The sequence below is a fragment of the Secundilactobacillus yichangensis genome, from assembly GCF_016861565.1.
GTDB lineage: Bacteria > Bacillota > Bacilli > Lactobacillales > Lactobacillaceae > Secundilactobacillus > Secundilactobacillus yichangensis.
Genome location: NZ_BOLK01000012.1, coordinates 70,679 through 89,114 on the forward strand (window position 1 = coordinate 70,679; position 18,436 = coordinate 89,114).

17 protein-coding genes are annotated in these 18,436 nt (G+C 46.4%); 8 read left to right on the forward strand and 9 right to left on the reverse strand.

Annotated elements, in window-relative coordinates; genetic code table 11:
* Window positions 1-457: 457 nt before the first annotated feature.
* Window positions 458-1,465, reverse strand: a complete 1,008-nt coding sequence (gene asnA / locus JUE95_RS09795) for an aspartate--ammonia ligase (RefSeq protein ID WP_203651107.1) — start codon at window positions 1,463-1,465, stop codon at window positions 458-460.
* Between the two features lie 557 nt (window positions 1,466-2,022).
* Between asnA and JUE95_RS09800 the strand changes: the two genes are divergently transcribed.
* The 3 genes from JUE95_RS09800 to JUE95_RS09810 all read left to right on the forward strand — a co-directional run bounded on the left by JUE95_RS09800 (window position 2,023) and on the right by JUE95_RS09810 (window position 5,308).
* Window positions 2,023-2,853 carry an SDR family NAD(P)-dependent oxidoreductase gene (locus JUE95_RS09800; protein WP_203651111.1) on the forward strand — a complete coding sequence of 277 codons (831 nt, stop codon included), beginning with the start codon at window positions 2,023-2,025 and terminating at the stop codon, window positions 2,851-2,853.
* Window positions 2,854-3,299: 446 nt separating this feature from the next.
* Window positions 3,300-4,151 (forward strand): DUF3737 family protein, encoded by an 852-nt coding sequence (locus JUE95_RS09805; RefSeq protein ID WP_203651112.1) that lies wholly within the window; start codon window positions 3,300-3,302, stop codon window positions 4,149-4,151.
* Complete coding sequence (locus JUE95_RS09810) at window positions 4,148-5,308, forward strand: MalY/PatB family protein (protein WP_203651113.1); 1,161 nt, start codon at window positions 4,148-4,150, stop codon at window positions 5,306-5,308. The genes JUE95_RS09805 and JUE95_RS09810 overlap by 4 nt, the downstream gene beginning before the upstream one ends.
* Before the next feature lie 64 nt (window positions 5,309-5,372).
* Here JUE95_RS09810 and JUE95_RS09815 read toward each other — a convergent pair whose 3' ends face one another.
* Together JUE95_RS09815 and JUE95_RS09820 are read right to left on the reverse strand one after the other, a co-directional pair.
* Complete coding sequence (locus JUE95_RS09815; protein WP_203651115.1) at window positions 5,373-5,768, reverse strand: iron-sulfur cluster biosynthesis family protein; 396 nt, start codon at window positions 5,766-5,768, stop codon at window positions 5,373-5,375.
* 83 nt (window positions 5,769-5,851) lie between these two features.
* Window positions 5,852-6,679, reverse strand: coding sequence for an undecaprenyl-diphosphate phosphatase (locus JUE95_RS09820; RefSeq protein WP_203651116.1), 828 nt, complete (start codon window positions 6,677-6,679; stop codon window positions 5,852-5,854).
* Window positions 6,680-6,980: 301 nt separating this feature from the next.
* Here JUE95_RS09820 and JUE95_RS09825 point away from each other — a divergent pair, with 301 nt between their 5' ends.
* On the forward strand, window positions 6,981-7,529 hold the full coding sequence (locus JUE95_RS09825; protein WP_203651117.1) for a TetR/AcrR family transcriptional regulator: 549 nt from the start codon (window positions 6,981-6,983) through the stop codon (window positions 7,527-7,529).
* Between the two features lie 91 nt (window positions 7,530-7,620).
* Here JUE95_RS09825 and JUE95_RS09830 read toward each other — a convergent pair whose 3' ends face one another.
* The 3 genes from JUE95_RS09830 to JUE95_RS09840 all read right to left on the reverse strand — a co-directional run bounded on the left by JUE95_RS09830 (window position 7,621) and on the right by JUE95_RS09840 (window position 12,557).
* Window positions 7,621-8,010, reverse strand: a complete 390-nt coding sequence (locus JUE95_RS09830; RefSeq protein ID WP_203651118.1) for an iron chaperone — start codon at window positions 8,008-8,010, stop codon at window positions 7,621-7,623.
* A gap of 62 nt (window positions 8,011-8,072) precedes the next feature.
* On the reverse strand, window positions 8,073-9,563 hold the full coding sequence (abc-f, locus tag JUE95_RS09835; protein WP_203651119.1) for a ribosomal protection-like ABC-F family protein: 1,491 nt from the start codon (window positions 9,561-9,563) through the stop codon (window positions 8,073-8,075).
* Between the two features lie 471 nt (window positions 9,564-10,034).
* Complete coding sequence (locus JUE95_RS09840; protein WP_203651120.1) at window positions 10,035-12,557, reverse strand: excinuclease ABC subunit UvrA; 2,523 nt, start codon at window positions 12,555-12,557, stop codon at window positions 10,035-10,037.
* 213 nt (window positions 12,558-12,770) lie between these two features.
* Between JUE95_RS09840 and JUE95_RS09845 the strand changes: the two genes are divergently transcribed.
* The 4 genes from JUE95_RS09845 (at window position 12,771) to ahpF (ending at window position 15,535) form a co-directional block, all read left to right on the forward strand.
* A complete protein-coding gene (locus JUE95_RS09845) occupies window positions 12,771-13,025 on the forward strand; it encodes a GlsB/YeaQ/YmgE family stress response membrane protein (RefSeq protein WP_168924519.1) in 255 nt (84 codons plus the stop codon).
* Between the two features lie 17 nt (window positions 13,026-13,042).
* On the forward strand, window positions 13,043-13,183 hold the full coding sequence (locus JUE95_RS09850; protein WP_203651121.1) for a hypothetical protein: 141 nt from the start codon (window positions 13,043-13,045) through the stop codon (window positions 13,181-13,183).
* Between the two features lie 233 nt (window positions 13,184-13,416).
* Complete coding sequence (gene ahpC, locus JUE95_RS09855; protein WP_203651123.1) at window positions 13,417-13,980, forward strand: alkyl hydroperoxide reductase subunit C; 564 nt, start codon at window positions 13,417-13,419, stop codon at window positions 13,978-13,980.
* Between the two features lies 1 nt (window position 13,981).
* Window positions 13,982-15,535: an alkyl hydroperoxide reductase subunit F gene (gene ahpF, locus JUE95_RS09860; RefSeq protein ID WP_203651152.1), complete on the forward strand. Its 1,554-nt coding sequence runs from the start codon at window positions 13,982-13,984 to the stop codon at window positions 15,533-15,535.
* Window positions 15,536-15,853: 318 nt separating this feature from the next.
* On the opposite strand, the gene JUE95_RS09865 is transcribed toward ahpF, so the two are convergent.
* The 3 genes from JUE95_RS09865 to JUE95_RS09875 are packed head-to-tail and all read right to left on the reverse strand — an operon-like array spanning window position 15,854 to window position 18,289.
* A complete protein-coding gene (locus JUE95_RS09865) occupies window positions 15,854-16,819 on the reverse strand; it encodes an aldo/keto reductase (RefSeq protein ID WP_203651125.1) in 966 nt (321 codons plus the stop codon).
* Between the two features lie 10 nt (window positions 16,820-16,829).
* A complete protein-coding gene (locus JUE95_RS09870; protein WP_203651129.1) occupies window positions 16,830-17,675 on the reverse strand; it encodes an oxidoreductase in 846 nt (281 codons plus the stop codon).
* Window positions 17,676-17,734: 59 nt separating this feature from the next.
* Entirely contained in the window at window positions 17,735-18,289 is a 555-nt protein-coding gene (locus JUE95_RS09875) for an NAD(P)H-dependent oxidoreductase (protein ID WP_203651130.1), read from the reverse strand.
* Window positions 18,290-18,436 lie beyond the last annotated feature (147 nt).

Consider the following 18,436-nt stretch of genomic DNA (forward strand, 5'->3'; position numbering starts at 1 on the left):
ATGCAAGTATTTAGATAAGGATAGGTAAGCAAATAGTAGAGCTAGAGGAGTGGAGCCAAACCAATATATCGTGGTGCGAGTAGTCGTTAGCGAGTGTTCTTTACTCGGTTACGACTACGGGAGACGGAGAAGATCGCAGCGCAGGTGCTAGCTTCGGAGCGACCCCACTTCGAGGAATTGGGTTGGCGGAACGGAATATTAGCACTGAGTAAAAAGATACCCTCAAGGCTTTGCTTCTACCTTGAGGGTACCGTTTTGCTGACACTGTTTTGATTTTATATGGCTGAAACGTGCTGCAGCTCTCTAGGCGCTTGCTTCAGCACTCTAATGCTACATAGCCGAAACGTGCTGCAGCAAGCAGAGAGCTGCATGTAAGTCAGTAAAGGCATAAATCCAAGTTCGGGATTTTTGCCTTTCCCGCCTTACACTCCGCTCTCTAACCGCTTGCCTCCGCACTCTACAACAAATGAATCCCCGCTTCTTCACACTTATCAATCATATCTTGAGGCCAGAGGGATGCTTGCACTTCACCAACGTGAGCCTTACCCAACAGCAGCATGCACAGCCGCGATTGGCCTATCCCGCCACCGATCGTGTATGGGACTTCTTCGTTTAAGACCATTTGGTGATATGGTAACTTCAAACGGTCCTCGGCGCCAGCAATCTTTAATTGCTTCTTCATGGATTCGGCATCGACCCGGATACCCATGCTGGAGATTTCAATCTTTTGGTCTAGTGGTTCGTACCAGAAGATGATATCGCCGTTTAATTCCCAGTCATCATAGTCAGGGGCCCGGCCATCATGTTTTTTGCCACTCTTCAAAGCGCCACCAATCTTCATGATGAAGACGCACCGAAGTTCTTTAGCAATCAGATCTTCACGTTCCATAGGGGTCTTGTCCGGCCAACGGTCTTCAAGCTCCTGGGTAGTAACAAAGTGAATTTCATCAGGTAAGTGATAAACGGATTCTGGGAACTTGTACCAAACTTCGTGTTCCATGTGCTTGATCACTTTGAAGATCTGACGAACCGTCTTCTTCAACGTATCAATCGTCCGTTCTTCTTTAGTGATGACCTTTTCCCAGTCCCATTGGTCGACGTAAGCAGAGTGGAAGTTGTCCAGATCTTCGTCTTTACGGATGGCGTTCATGTTGGTATAGAGACCTTCGTGAAGTGGGAAACCATAACGCTTCAAAGCAACTCGCTTCCACTTAGCTAGTGAGTGGACGATTTCGATTTGCTCGTCACCCATGTCTTTCATGGTAAATGAAACAGGTGTTTCAACACCGTTCAAGTTATCGTTTAAACCAGTTTTCTTTTCAACAAACATTGGGGTTGAAACCCGTGACAGGTTTAATTCTTTACGGAATTCATCTTGGAAAGTTTCACGGATATAACGGATGGCCGTTTGTGTTTCGCGAACTGACAACTTTGATTCATATGACTTTGGAATAATTAAATGCATGGTACTTGGTCCCCCTATAATAGATTTGGAATAAAAAAAGAAGCCTTTTATCCCTAAACCAAGGGACGAAAGACTTCATTTCGCGGTACCACCCAAGTTGCCTATCCGTAGATAAGCCACCTCAATACGCGTACTAACATACGCTCCGATGGTAACGTTTCGGTAACGGCGAAGCTTACTGCTAAATGGTTCAGCCCGCGACTAAGAAAGTGTTATTCAGAAAGGCCGATTACTGATTGGGTTCACACCATTTCCCAACTCACTGACAGTTCGACGAGACTTACTTGTCTTTCCTACGTCTTTTAATCTCTAATCAGTATCTTACCATCTTTTCATAATTTGTAAACCGCATTTTTAAACTTTTTTGAAATGCTGTTGTATCAAGATTGAGACATAAGTAGTAGTAAATTGATTGGAAATTTAAATTAAAAAGCCGGTGAAAGAGACGAATAGTGAGCTGTTTTTCGTCCGCGGCTGATTGCTTGTAATTGTTATCGTTTCGCTATACAGTTGGTCTAACGATTAGGCGAAATAACGCATAAAAAGGAGATCTGAAAATGGCAAAACGAGTGATTTTAATTACCGGTGCATCCAGTGGCATGGGGTATGCGGCAACGCAGTTATTTGCGAAACACGGCTGGGAAGTTTATGCGGGGGCTCGACGCGTTGAGAAGATTCCAACGAGTTTGAGGATCCACCCGCTGCGTCTGGACGTGACCGATGCGGATTCCCGCCTTCAGTATGTTAAAGATGCATTAGGCGATGGACTGCGTGTGGACGTTTTGTTAAATAATGCCGGTTATGGTGAATTTGGGCCCATCGAAGAAGTTAGTTTGGATAAGGTCCACAAACAACTGGAAACTAATCTGGTTGGAGCTTCTGAATTAACCAAGTTGGTGTTACCGCAAATGCGTCAGCAGGGCACTGGTCGAATCATCAACAACTCTTCCATTGGTGGCGACGTGTACTCACCACTTGGCGGCTGGTACTACGTGACTAAGCGCGGGTTAAACGTTTGGTCCGACGTGCTGGATACCGAGATCCGGCAGTTCGGACTGCGGTCAGTCATCATTGAACCCGGTGGCACACAATCATCTTGGCTGGACATTGCCATGGATAACGCTATTCATAATCTTAAACCGGATTCACCGTATACACCATTGGCTGAAGGGACGCAAAAGTTGTTAAGCGGGATGCTGAAAACCACTGAAGCAAGCGCCGAAGATTTGGCGAAAGTCTTCTACCGGGCAGCAACGGAGCGTCACCCTAAGCGCCGGTATTACTTTGGTTTCACGGACAGGATGTTGGCACGGTTTGCACGCAATCATCCTGGTGTGTTTCATGAGGGCATGAGTTTGATTGTGAGCCGGTTGACACGAAATAAATAAATTCTGATTATTAGAAGATACCCTGTAACGGTTAAACCGTTGCAGGGTATTTATTGATTTAAAATCATTTGCGTCAGCAACCAAGCAGTGACGTTGCCAATATGTACTCAGTAAATGCAGTGAAGTGAGACCGGCAAATCGTGGTGCGAATAGCACTTAGGTACCGTTCTTTGGTACCTTAGTGCTATGGTCGTCGGAGAAGATCCACTTTCGACCAACGGGAGAAAGTTAGCTTCGGAGCGACCACACGACGAATTGTCGGTCTCACGGAGCAGAATGAACGCTAATCTTCAATGCAGTCGAAGCTTTTATTGTCTGAATGCGACGTAAAAGTTGTATGATTAATACATTACGATTTAACTATGATAGCGTGATGTTTATTAGACAACATTGAGGATTAAAACTAAAATATAAATATGATGAAATGAATTGGGAAGGTAACCATTGTGAAAGAAATCAACCAACAAGTATTTGAAGGCGAACGAGCGCTGTTTAAGGCTCACGACCTCAACATTAAAAATAGTACGTTCCAAAACGGTGAGTCACCGTTGAAACACAGTAAAAATCTGAACATTGAACACAACATTTTTAAGTGGAAATACCCGTTGTGGTATGCCAATGATATCAACGTTTCTCAAAGCACAATCAAGCTAGAAGCCCACGCGGGAATCTGGTATACGAAAAACCTGAAAATGGATGATACCATGATTGAAGCAACCAAGACGTTCCGGCACATCAGCCACGCTGAGCTGTCCAACATTACTATGAGCAACGCTGTCGAAACACTGTGGTGGTGTAACGACGTTAAGTTGGATCACATTACGGCCAAGGGTGATTATTTTGGCAAGAATTGTGAGAATACTGTGGTTGACCACTTGAAGTTAAGCGGGAACTACGCCTTTGATGGCAGTAAAAATATTGAGGTTCACAATTCGACCTTTGAGACTCACGATGCATTCTGGAACTGCGATAACGTTACGGTTTATGATTCAACGCTGGTTGGTGAATATTTAGCTTGGAACTCAAAGCATATCCGCTTTGTGAACTGCTGGATTGAAAGCGACCAGGGACTTTGCTACGTTGATGATCTGACGTTGGAAAACTGTTCGCTGGTCAATACTGATTTAGCCTTTGAATATTGCACGGATATCAATGCTGATATTATCACCACCATTGATAGCGTGAAGAATCCAGTGAACGGTGTGATCAACGCACCAGCCATTGGCGAAGTGATCCTTGATGATCCGGACATTGATAAGTCAGCAATCAAAATTAACGTTGGGAGGAAGACAGCATGACCGATTTTTCAGAGTTAATTGACCGGCGGCATACCAATTCAGTGAAGTGGGATGTAAAGGACAACGAACTGCCAATGTGGGTAGCAGATATGGATTTCCGGACTTTGCCGGCAATCGTTGATGCCATTCAAGAACGGGCTAAAAACGGCATTTTTGGTTACGAAGAAGTACCGCAGGAATATTTTGATGCTGTTCAAAGCTGGTATGAAAAGGAACACAACTGGCGGCCTGAAACGGACTGGATGATTTTCTCAACCGGCGTCGTGCCTACGATTTCCTCTTCAGTCAGACGGCTGACTAACGTTGGCGATAACGTTTTGATTCAGGCACCGGTATATAATATCTTCTATAATTCGATTTTGAATAATGGCCGGCACGTGCTTTCCAGTGATTTGGTTTTGGATGATCAAGATGCCTACCACATTGACTGGGACGATTTAGAAGCCAGGATGGCTGAACCGCTGACGACACTGATGATCTTATGTAATCCGCACAATCCGGTTGGTATGATTTGGTCGGCGAATACTTTGGCGCGCATCGGCGAACTGGCCGCTAAGCACCATGTGGTGGTGCTGTCCGATGAAATCCACGGTGATATCACCGCACCGGACAAGGGCTATACGCCATTTGCCTCAGTGAATAAAGTTAACGAGCAGAACTGCGTCGTTGCGGTTTCGCCAAGTAAGACCTTTAACGTGGCTGCACTGCACGCTGCAACGGTCATTGTACCTAACGAAGCGTTACGGGCAATCGTTAACCGCGGGCTCAACACGGATGAACTGGCTGAACCCAATTCATTTGCCATCCCGGCAACGATTGCAGCCTATACCAAGGGCCATCAATGGGTTCATGATTTACGAGCCTACATCGAGGACAACAAACAGACCGTTGCTAAGTTTGTGGCGGAAAATGTTCCCGGTGTGAAAGCCGTGGCGGGAGACGCGACGTATCTGGTTTGGCTGGATACCAGTAAAGTTGGCATGTCTTCCGACAAGCTGGAACAGTTTATCCGCCAAGAAACCGGTCTGTATCTTTCCGATGGTACGGTTTACGGTGGTGACGGCCGTGAATTTCTACGTATGAACGTGGCCTGCCCGAAAGAACGGCTGATGGACGGGTTGAACCGTTTGAAGCAAGGGATTGCAGCGGTTAAATAAATTCGAATAGAAAAGGTCTCCTGGAACGTTGAAGTTCTAGGAGACCTTTGTGTTTGTTCTAAAATTAGCAATTACCAGTATTAGCAAAAATACCCTGCTTAAAAGCAGCTAAAATATCTTTTCCATTAGCAATCAGGACGTTGTTGTCCAGCAGCTGACCATTATTGCTCAGGTTGATCATGGCCTTTTGATAATCAAGCTTTAAGCCCTGACCGAGAAAGTAGACGTCGTAATCAGAGGTGTACAGTGATAGGCCAGCGTTATTCTTGAGTTGCACGTTGTATTCATCATCCGGCTGATCTAAAACCACGATGGTGAACTTGGTGCCGATACTGCAGGCACCGCCTTGAAGCGAATACTTGCCACCGGCATCATCGGTGATCAATAACAGTGTTTTGTCGGCGACTTGTTTTTGTTTTAAGACTTCAACAACTGCCGGCGTGATTGTAATTTCATTCATCTGACAACACTTCCTTTGCTAGCAGTGTACCGCGATGGCAAGATAAAATCAATTGTGCACGGTTTAATTTTACAGAAATGGAATTAATGAATCAGGCCAAAATAGGCGACCACAGCAATTCCCAGAATGATCCGGTACCAGCCAAAGACCTTGAAGTCGTTTTGCTTAATGTAGTTCAGCAGAAATTTAATCGATAAATAGGCAACAATGAAAGAAACCGCCGTACCAGTTAGCAGAACTACGGATTGTATCCCCGTGAAGCTGTTGCCGTGAATCAGGTACTTCGCAATCTTTAGTAGTGATGCCCCAAACATGGTTGGGATTGCTAGAAAGAAGGAGAATTCAGTTGCCACGTATCTGGAAGTCCCCACTAGGATGCCGCCGAGGATGGTAGCGCCTGACCGGGAAGTACCAGGAACTAGCGACAGAATCTGGAAAAGACCGATAAGGACGGCAATTTTGATTGGTAAGTGATTGAGGTCCGAAAAATAGGGTGTCCGCTGATGATTAAAGTTTTCGATCACAATAAATAAAATGCCATAGGCGATCAGGGTGGTTGCAATCACCTGCCAGCTGGTCAGGTGAGCGTCCAGCCAATCGTTTAGCGGCAAGCCAATAATGACCGATGGCAGTACCGCGATGAGGACTTTTTCCCATAGAATCCAGGTCTGGTGACGCTCTAAGTAATTTTTACTGTGAGCCCAGGGGTTTAATTTATTGAAATACAGCGCGATTACTGCCATAATGGCCCCGACTTGTATCACAACCATAAACATGTTGATGAAAGAGGTGGATTCCTTGAGTTTGACAAATTCATTTGCTAAATAGAGGTGACCCGTAGAACTGATTGGTAAAAATTCAGTGATTCCTTCGATGATTCCTAAGATAACAGCTTTGAAAATTTCTATCACGATATTTGACATCCCCCGATACGATATTCTGTATTAACTTAGTTTAAGGGGCTGCTGTAAAAGTGTTGTTTGGAATACGTAAAAGTTGTGTAAATGTGACAGAAAGCCTGTCTTAGCCTTGTTTATATTTTTTGAGTAAAAAGAACATAAGCTATTTGATGTATTTTTTGACGGCATATAATGAGTTGTGTTCCAATATAATAGTGATTTAGAATGCTTTTACGTTTACAGTTGTACATAGCATGTTATAAAATTTAATTAACAGAGTTTCAGGATTTATCTACCCAAAGGGGGTTCAATAATGGTCTCGTATGCACGCTTGCGAACTCGCAATCAGATAACGATGGCAATGCTGACCTTATTAAAAACTCACCGGATTGAAAACATTGAAGTTACTCAGATTTGTGAAGCAGCATTTATTAAGCGCAGTACCTTTTACCGTTATTTTCACGATAAAATCGATCTGACCGAAGCTGTCCTCAATAAGCTTATGGATGACTGGCAAAGTGATGGTCAAACGGAACATACGGCTGCTGAAATTGCTGACTTTTTCATGGATAATTATGATGTGTTATCTCATTTGAGAGTCGATCCGCACAACCGCCACTATGCAGAAAACCAGCAACTTTTGCAGAATTGGCTGATGACTCATATTACGGAAGAAAATGAAAATACTCCGTCAGTCATCTACAAAATTAGAAAAGCACACGATCCGATGCTGACAAGTACCTTTTTACTTGAGGGTACGTTTGGCGTCTTGGCACAGGCGAACCTGTCTAATCAGCGTGATCGTCTGCGAATCAAGGCGTTTCTAATCGAGGTTGTCGAAGGCATTAATCAGTCTAGATGATTGATTGTTGAATTAGGAGTTTTTCAATAATTGTTTAAGCAAAAAGAAGTCTGACGTTCAGTTCTTAACTGTTCGTCAGGCTTCTTTTTGCTTATTTGGGTTTAGGTGCCCAGAAGGTAGTCATATTCCGCTTAAATACGATGGCGTCATCGATTAAATGATGCAGCAGCGACTGGTCAATGGCGGTGCCCCAGGTAATGTGGAACTGGCGTTTAGTCGCACGGTAGCCTAGCGCTTTAATCTGATCCAGATACTTCTCGAAGATGGGCGCTTCCACCGCAACCGCGATGTCCTTAGCGGCAGCTGAAAAGCCGATAATGAACGTGTCATGGTCGGTGAACATGGGCTGATTCCAGGCGATCCGCAGTTCGAGCTGCGGATATTGAGCCTGGATGTCAGCTAGCATATCGCTGAGTTGTTTGGCATTTTCCGGTTTGGTAATTGAAGCCAGATAGTCGTCTAAGGTATTATATTTTGCCATTATGTCACTTCCTAATAATTTTCACCCAGTATAGCGGTTACCATAGGGACTTGCAACAGCCGTTACAGCGTTACGATCTTTGTACTGACTGCCGAAATGAAGTCGCGGTCGTGTTCCGTGACCAGCATCGTTGGCTGGATATCTTGAATAACAGTGGTGAGCTGTTCTTGGTTGAACACGTCCAGGTAGTTTAGCGGCTCGTCCCACAGATAAAGACTGGTGAGGGTGGCCAAGCTAGCAGCCAGTTCAACCTTCTTTTGCTGACCAGCCGAGAGGTGCTGGATAGGTGTCTTAAAATCGTCTCGCGGCACGCCCAGTTTCTTCAAGTTATTCAGCAGGTCCTGATAACTCAAACCGCGCTTTTCCGCAAATTCATTCAGTGTTCCCAAGTTATCCGGATAGTGCTGACGAACCAGACTGCGACGGGCGGTTGCCGTGAGCTGAATCTCACCGGTCACGTCACCCTTGAAATGGCCTAGAATAGCGGCAATCAAAGACGACTTACCGCTGCCGTTTGGACCGATCAGTGCCAGACGGTCGCCACGGTTGAGTTCAAAACTGACTGGTTTCGTAAATAACGACTGGCCGTCATAGCTGAGCTGAACGTTTCTTACCCAGAGTAACGTTTCGTGGTGGTCTGGCTGGTAGTTCATTTTCAGCGGGTCAATAAACTCAACGTTTTGCAATAATGCTTCTTTATCAGTGATTGCTTTGTCCATGCGGTGTTCCAGATTCTTGGCTTTTTGCATCACCCGCGCTGAACGGGCACCGATAAAGCCGGTATCGTAGACGGCGCCGCTGCCCTTTTTATGCGGGTTACCGTATTTGTCACCTTCGCGAGATTGACTCCATTGGCGTTTGTTGGCCGCCGTTTGTTTTAGCCGGCCGATGTCGTGGCGCAGCTTGGCTTGCTCAGCGTATTCCGACTGGTCCTTCAGCTGTTTGGCCCGCTCGTAAGCAGAATAATTGCCCTGCGTCAGCACCAGCTGCTGTTTTTCAATTGTCAGGGTGTGGTCGGTAGCCACGTCTAAAAAGTGCCGGTCGTGAGAAATGACGATGAAGCCCTGTTGCGCGTGACGCAAGTAATCAGCAATCTGGTCACGGCCGGTGATATCCAAGTGATTCGTCGGTTCATCCAGCAGCGGAAAGCCGGTATGGCTGGCAAAGGTCGCTGCCAGCAGCACCTTCGTTTGCTCACCGCCGGATAGGCTGGCATATGGGCGGTAGAGTAAATCGTCATCGGTATGCATCAGGGCGAGTTCACGCTGAATTTTCCATAATTCTGCCGTACTGGCTTCGGTAGCGACAACCCAAGCATCTTGGGTAGGATCCGTGACGGGCTGCGAGAAATAGAGCGGTGTTAGCGGCATAGTAATAGTTCCCTGACCGCTGAGTTTTCCGCGGATCAGGTTTAGCAAGGTGGTCTTGCCCCGGCCGTTTCGACCGGTGAGTCCCAGCTTCCAGCTACTGTCAAAGGTTAAGTTCTGATTGTTAAATAAATTATCCTGACCAGGATAAGCGAATGTTAAATGCGTGATTTGAATGGTCGACATAATAGCGTGTCCTCCAGTTTTTTTGGCGGGCACCGTGGCAGTCTTTAGGCATCAAAAAAGCACCTGAGAACAATTCTCCAGGTGCTTTGCGCATAGCTATCATGCGTTTAGGCTCGCTAGAGAAGGTCTAGGTCAGTGCCAGAACTGCGCAGTATTCCCCTGTACTGGGAATCACGGTGCTAGGTTCTAACGGTTGACTTAGATCTTCAATGGGCGAGGCCTCCTTTTTATTAGTATCATTAAACTAACATGTTTGGTTAACTGCTGTCAACTGGTAGAAAATATTGGGTATTAAAAAAGACCGCTAACACAAACTTTTGGCGAAGTTTAAGCGGTCTTTTTTGACTAATTAACAATGCCAGTCGTCATTAACGGCTCTACAGTGAGAGGCACTCTAACGCCTTTCACTTACATAGTTAGTTTAGCATCTATTAGGCGACATAGTCAATTAAGTTGATGGCTCAAGATGGATTAATTCTCCGGCTTGCCGAATTTTTGCCAGTGCTTAGCCAAGTATTGAACGGTTAAGCTGTTGGGCTGGGTGACCAGCTTTAGCGGTTCGCCGTCAGCAACGATTTTACCCCCGGCAGCCCCACCTCGAGGCCCCATGTCAATCAGATAGTCGGCGTTGAGCATCAGGTCCACATCGTGGGTGATAATGAGGATCGTGGCGCCACTGATCCGCAACCGGTCGATGATCTGCAGGAGCGTTTGCACGTCCAGCGGATGAAGGCCGATTGATGGTTCATCAAAGACAAACAGGGTTCCTGCTTGCTTTTTGGTGAGGTGGCTGACCAGCTTCAGTCGTTGGGCTTCACCACCAGATAAGTTTGGGGTGCTTTCACCTAAATGAAGGTAAGCGAGGCCCACTTCCTTGAGCTGTTTGAGCTGGTGTTCGATCCGAGGGACATCCTTGAACACTGGAATCGCCTCTTCAACCGATAAGTTGAGTAAATCTACAATGGAATAACCCCGCCATTTGATCTGCTGGATTTCATCCTTATACCGAGTGCCGTGGCAGACCGGGCAGACCTCTTCCATGTCGGGCAGATACTGAATATCTAATGTGATATTGCCAAGACCGCCGCAATTTGGGCAGGCGCCCTGCTTATTATTGTACGAGAAGTAGGCGATTCCGTAACCCTTGGCTTTTGATTCGGGTAAGTTAGCAAACATATGTCGCAGAGCGTTCATGATATTGGTATAGGTTGCCAACGTTGAGCGGGCGTTTTTACCCACCGGGCTAGCATCGACACTCACTACATCCTGTAAGTCGGTCGTGAGTTCACTGACATGTTTCGGTAATTTCTTTTGCTTCTTACGGGCCTGGATTGCTGGGACCAGTGAATCAATAATCAGACTGGTTTTACCGGCACCGGAAAAGCCGGTGATGGCTGTCACTTTATTGTCTGGGAAAGTGGCGTCCACGTTGTGCAAGTTGAAGTGATCATTGATTTTAACGTGGGTAGATTGCCCTGTCGGCTTTTTGGCGGCGTGTTTGGTCTGCAGAATATCGGAATGACCCGAGATAAACGGACCAATCAATGATTTCGGACTATCCACTAGCTGTTTCGGTGTTCCTTGAGCAATCACTTGACCGCCTTCAGCACCGGAACCGGGGCCAATTTCAATGACCCAGTCCGCAGCCGAAATGATGTCCACTTCATGATCCACGACTACCAGTGAGTTGCCTTGCGCGATCAGCTGCCGGAAAACGTTGATCAGCCCATGAATATTGTCAGGGTGCAAACCGATTGAGGGTTCGTCCAATACATAGAGCACGCCGGTAGTTTCGGTCCGCAGCGTTCGTGCTAACTGAATCCGTTGCAGTTCACCGGTAGATAATGTATTACCGCTTCGGGACAGGCTGAGATACTCCAGACCTAATTCTAGTAGTGGCCGTAAATTGTCATCCAGTTCGGTAAAGAGAATTTTAGCCAGTGAAGCCATGTCGTCAGGTAAAGCCGCCTTCGTGTCCGCTTCCCATTTGGCTAAATCATTCAGCTGCATGTCGGCCACTTCGGCAATGTTCTTACCGCCCACTAGCTGTTTCAAGCGTTCCGGGTTCAGCCGTGAACCGTGGCAAGTGGGGCAAGTTGAAAAATGGTAAAACTGATTGATTCTCGCAATCGACCGTTCACTGGTCACTGATTCAAGTGAATCTTCCACCGCGGCATAGGCGTTTTCGTACAGCGCGTTGTCCATGTGGAAGACCCGGCCAGTGCCAGAACTGATATTGACCGGATGAGTCTGTTTTTTGCCGTGAAGCACGATGTCTTTTTCCTGATCCGTGAGATCCTTGTACGGGACGTCGGTGCGGACACCTAATGTTGCCACGACTTTAGGCATAAAGTTTCGACCAGGCAGATGCCAGGAAGCAACGACACCTTGATCAATGGTTAGGTTCTCATCACCAATTAGTTTGGATTCATCCAGTTCCCGAACGACGCCTAACCCCTTACAAGTGGGGCAGGCACCGGTGGAATTAAAGGAAAAATCTTCGGCACCGTTGGCCATGAAGCGCACGCCGCAGGTCGGACAGGTAATCATGCCCATGTCGTCCCCAGATAGATCCATTTTCTGAGCAATCGAGATGGTTGGCGGAATTCGGTGACCGTTGGGGCAGACCACTGAACCTAACCGTGAAAAAATCAGCCGGACAACGTTAAAAGCTTCGGTTAGCGAGCCAACGGTAGACCGTTCTGATGGGATACTTGGCCGCTGACGCAGCGCTAATGCTGACGGAATATGCTTCACGGACTGCACCTGAGATTTCTTATTCTGCGCGATTCGCCGTCGGGTATAGGTGGATAGCGCATCTAAGTACCGTCTGGAGCCTTCAGCGTAGAGAATCCCCATGGCGAGGGAACTCTTACCGGATCCGGAGGGACCAGAGATAGCGACAAACTTATTCAACGGGATATCAACATCGATATTTTTCAGGTTATTGACGTTACCGCCGCGAACTTCAATATGATCAATTGGTTGAACCACATGAGCACCTGACTTTCTGCTAATTGAATGGTTCTATTTTAACGTAAAATTGATTTTGATTAAAATAGCTGGCACAAAAATTATAGGCATAAATTAATAATGATAATTGACATAAAAAAATAATTATCATATTTGTGGCTTCACTCACGGGGATTTGCTATGCTGGGATTATAGAAAATTGATAGTTGGTTAAGTCGATAAGGAGGTATTACTATGGGTTTATTATGGTCACTCATTGTTGGCGCTATTATTGGCGCAATTGCAGGAGCAATCACAAACCACGGTGCCGCCATGGGCTGGATTTCTAACATTGTTGCCGGATTGATCGGTGCATGGTTAGGTCAGGCATTACTAGGTACCTGGGGTCCAAGCTTAGCTGGGATGGCGCTGATTCCTTCGATTATCGGCGCTGTCATCCTAGTTGTAATTGTTTCGGTAATCTTTGGCTTGCGAAAAGATGATGCCTAAGAAAGGTGGCTGATATTATGGATGCCATTCAATCAGTATTTAAATTCATGGTTGCCAGTACGTTAATTGTCGGCGGAGTTTTGGTCGGCGGGACAGTGTTTGCAGCGAAAAAGGTCGACTCAGTCGGTGATAAGATTCAGGAGAAGCTGCACCGCTAGTCGTTGATGAGAACCGCACAGTAGACGTGCGGTTTTTATTTTTAAAAAAATCAGTGCTAAAATGAAAGCGGAGTCAATAACGTAGATGAATGACTTGATAAATCGAATAAAGTTAAAATTACAACTTAATAGCGGATCTGTATCGGAAATCTAGAAAAATTCTAATTTACCCTTTAAATTAGAATGATTACATTGTACAATGAACTTGTAACAAATTCTAAGGAGGTTTTCACATGAGTTTAGTAGGAAAACAGATTGAGGAATTTAGGGCAAAAGCTTACAAAAAGGGCGATTTCATCGATATTACCGATGCAGATTTAAAGGGACACTGGAGCGTTGTGATGTTTTATCCAGCTGACTTTTCATTTGTCTGCCCAACCGAATTGGAAGATTTACAAGATCAATACGAAACTTTACAAAGTTTAGGCGTTGAAGTTTACTCAGTATCTGAAGATACCCACTATGTCCACAAGGCATGGCACGATGAATCAGACGCCGTTGGTAAACTGCAGTACGCGATGATCGGTGACCCATCTCACCAATTAGCTAAAATGTTTGACGTCTTCGATGAAGAAGCCGGTCTCGCACAACGTGGGACATTCATCTTGGATAAGGACGGCGTGGTTCAATCCTTAGAAGTTAACGCTGACGGGATTGGCCGGAACGCTTCTGAATACATTGACCGCATCAAAGCTGGTCAATACGTTGAATCCCACCCAGGCGAAGTATGTCCTGCTAAGTGGAAGGAAGGTTCAGAAACCTTAACACCAGGCCTCGATCTTGTCGGTAAGATTTAAGATGTTAGATGATAAATTAAAGCAACAGCTGAGCAGCTATTTACAGTTACTTCAGCAGCCAGTGGTCTTCACGTTAGACGCTGGTAATTCGGCAAATGGTACGAAGGTCCGCGACTTCTTAAACGAAGTGGCGGCCTTGTCGCCTAAACTGTCGATTGCTGAAGGCTCATTGAAACGCCAGCCCAGCTTCACGGTGGACGTTCAAGGCGCGGCACCTTCTGGAATTACCTTTGCCGGGATTCCACTGGGCCACGAATTTGAGTCCTTCGTTTTGGCACTCCTGCAGGTTTCCGGTCACGCACCGAAGATTTCAGAGAAAGTCCGTCAACAAATCGAGGCGATTGATCAGGACCTCCACTTTGAAACCTTTGCCAGCTTGAGTTGCCATAACTGTCCAGACGTGGTTCAAGCGTTAGATATTATGAGTTTGCTGAATCCGCACATTACCCACACCATGATCGAAGGCGGGATGTTCCAGGACGAAGCCGAAGCTAATGATATTATGGCCGTTCCAACCGTTTTCTTGAACGGTGAAGAATGGCATAACGGCCGTGCAACGTTGGAACAGCTGGTTAATAAGGCACAGGGGAAAGCTGCTGTGGCCGCTGTTAACGATGATGTTTCTGACAAGATCTATGATGTTTTGATTATTGGTGGCGGTCCCGCTGCCGGTTCAGCCGCAATTTATTCAGCTCGGAAGGGCTTATCCACCGCGGTGGTTGCTGATCATATTGGCGGCCAGCCTCTTGAAACCGTTGGTATCGAGAATTTAATCGGTACCGATTACATCGAGGGTGAGCAGCTGATGCAAAATATCCAAGCGCAAATGACCAAGTACCACGTGACGTTGATTGACGGTCAAACCGTGACTGGCCTTACCGGCGGTTCACCCGTTCAAGTTCAGTTAAAGGGTGATACCACTTTGAAAGGCCGGACGGTGATTATTGCGACTGGTGCGCACTGGAAAAACATCGGTGTGCCTGGTGAAAAAGAATTCCGGAACAAGGGCGTCGCTTATTGCCCGCACTGTGACGGACCGCTTTACAAGGGTAAGAGCGTTGCCGTTATCGGCGGCGGAAACTCCGGTGTGGAGGCTGCTATCGACCTTGCCGGGATTGCCAAGCACGTTTCCGTTCTGGAATTTGGACCGAAGATTGCTGCTGATGCCGTGCTGGTTGAAAAGGCACATTCCTTGGATAATGTTGACTTAATCACCAACGCACAAACCACCAGTATCAAAGGCAATGGCCGGGTCAATGGTTTGGTCTACACGGACTGTTCAACCGGTGATTCCAAGTCATTAGCTGTTGATGGGATCTTTGTTCAAATTGGTTTAGTGCCTAACACGGGCTGGTTATCTGAATGCCTTGATATGGATAAGCAAGGCCAGATCATCGTCAACGACAAGGGGGCTACCAGTTTAGCCAACGTCTTTGCTGCCGGTGACTGCACCGACTCATCGTATAAGCAAATCATTATTTCCATGGGTTCCGGTGCCACCGCTGCCCTTGGTGCTTTCGACGCGCTTGCACGTGAGGTTACGGTTAACGCTTAATTATGTTATTTAAGTCATGATTTACTTTCTCTTGGAAGTAGATCGTGACTTTTTTAATGTCACCTTCGGCGCCTGTGCCTTGGTCTGTTGTGGGGACCGGCAAAAGCCGCTGTCTTTTGTCTCGCATTCAAGCCACGCTAAACCCGCGCTAAACCCGCGCGTCTTGAATGTCGTCCCGTGCTGTAAGGGCTAAAGCCCTAACACCACTTTCACAACTGACCAAGGCACAGGCGCCTACGGTTACTCAGTGGTTATTCGTATCAAAAAATACCGGTTATGGGTTCAACCATAACCGGTATTTTCTGTATTTCTTTGATACTATAATGATTTGATTTGTGTCATGACGCTTTGCGGTAATTTTAGTCCTGCCGCTTTGATGGCATCGTCAATGTAGCTGACTTTGCTTGCGCCTAGTAGGGCGGTTGTGATTCCTGGAATTGAAAGGACGCCGGCGAATGCCAGCTGTGACATTGGGATGCCACTTTCATCAGAGATGGTCTTTAGCTTTTCAACTGCTTGTTGATCAGCATCGTTGAAGTATTCTTTGATCAGCGGTTCGCCTTGAGCGGCACGGCTGCTGCTTGGCATGGCACCATTCAGGTATTTACCGGTGAGGACGCCACGGGCCAGAGGGCTATAAGCCAAGAAACCAACGTGCGAGCGCTGAGCCAGCTTTAAAACATCTTGATCATCGTGCTTGCTAAGGATGTTATAGCGGTTTTGCAGTGAGGTCATTGGATTTAAACGACGGTCCTTGATGATCCCCAGTGCTAGTGATAACTGATATTCAGTGTAGTTGGAAACACCATAGTAGCGAATCTTGCCATCATCCACTAAACCGCTCAGGGTGGTTAAGGTTTCGGCAAGCGGGGTGCTGTTATCGAATAAGTGGGCCTGATATAAATCAATGTGATCGGTTTGCAGGCGTTCCAGTGAGGAATCAATCTGCTGGAGAATGTGTTCCCGTGACAATGACGGGTTGCTCATGACCGGATTGGTGTTAGAGCCCACCTTAGTTGCCAGAACAATTTTTGACCGTGCACCGGGGTTATGGCTGAGCCAGTTGCCGATGATGGTTTCAGAAGTGCCGTCACCATACGCCGGCTTTTCGTCTTGACCGGGACCATAGTAGTCAGCAGTATCGATTAAATTGATTCCGCTGTTAACAGCGTGATCCAAGATGGCGTCCGAATCGGCTTCTGAGATCCAGCGACCAAATGCCATGGTGCCTAAACCAATTTGAGAAACCTTTAAATTACTAGTTCCTAACTTTACTTTTTGCATTGAATTCCTCCTATTTTTCTGGTTGATCAGCGGAAACGGACAGGTCACGTAACTGCTTGAATTCGGCCAAGGACTTGGTGTACTTATCAATGGCCATGTCGGATGCAAACTTGCCTAATGGTAAGCGCAATGGCAGCTGATCGTAGTTGTTAGTGACTAGATCGTAAATGATTTCAGCAGCTGCATTTGGGTCACCAGCTTCGTGATGTGCGGCAGCGTTGCTTTGTTTGATGGAGTCGGTAAACTGCTGGTAGTCTGGTGTAGCCGGCAGCGTTTTTTGTGAAGAGCGGCCTGCCCAATCAGTCCGGAAGCCACTTGGTTCAATCAATAAGACTTTAATATTTAAGTCTTTAACTTCCTGTGCCAGTGATTCGCTCATACCTTCAACGGCGTATTTGGTGCCATTGTAAAATGAGAGGGTTGGAAATGAGTGGAGTCCGGCAATCGATGAGAAGTTGACGATGGCACCGCTGCGTTGCTTACGCATGGTTGGCAATACCGCACGGGACATATCAGCTAAGCCCCAAACGTTGACGTTGAACATATATTGAACGGTGTCCCGGTCGCTTTCTTCAAAGGTTCCAAAGTAGCCTAGGCCAGCGTTGTTCACCAGAACGTCGATGCTGCCAAAGCGGTCGTTAACTTGTTTAACGACTTGGTCGATTTCATCTCGCTTGGTCACGTCCAAGGTGAGTTTTTGAATCTGACCGTGATCGTATTGATCGAGATAGTCCAACTGATCAGTGTGCCGAGCAGTTGCCACTAAGTTCAAATCTGGTTTCTGTGCCAATAAAGTTGCTAGTGAGCGTCCGAAACCCGTTGAAGTTCCTGTAATAAGCCATGTTTTATTTGCCATAAATTAAGTACTCCTTTTTGTCTTTACCTCTATTTTAGTTCTTTTCCTGGGAAGAGGCGTCATTCATCGTCTAGTTTTGATAATTCAGTTAGGAGTGATGCCTTGATTGGTTCAATCATCGCTGGATTATAGACGTCATAGAAGATGCAATTGTGAAATTGGGTAGCGGGCTCGATACCCACGTAACGGAAGGTGACGTCCAGCGGTTTCAGTAAATCGGTCACCGTGAGGCCTTCCGTCAGGGGATTACCCGGTGCGTATGTTTCGGGAACTGCCGCTAGGGTGGTGACGTAGCCGAACTGTTTACCGGTCATTAACGGTACTGGCTGGGTATTTTCATCTGAGTCGTAAAAAACGTGCAGTGCAAAAACGTCATCTAAGTAGCGTTTCAGCCCCCACGGCACCGCATACCAGTAGAGTGGAAAATACAGGAGAATCAAGTCTGCCCAGCGGAACTTTTCAGCTTCTTCACTGGTCTGATAATCCGTGACGGCGGTGTATTTGACCTGGTTATGCTGAGCTAATTTTTTGCGGCTAATGTCTACCAGTGTTTGAGTTAATTTACCACCTGCATCAGGGTGCGGTGTGTACCCGTTGATCAGTAAAATATGCATCGAATGTCGACTCCCTTCCAAATTATCATATCATCATTTAACTGCTGATTGGCGGTGAAAGACTTGGCTTTTTTCGGGTTGCGATAACTTTAATTTGATCCTTTAACTTGCATTTTACAAAAATCAGGTTATAATTCTAATTAATAT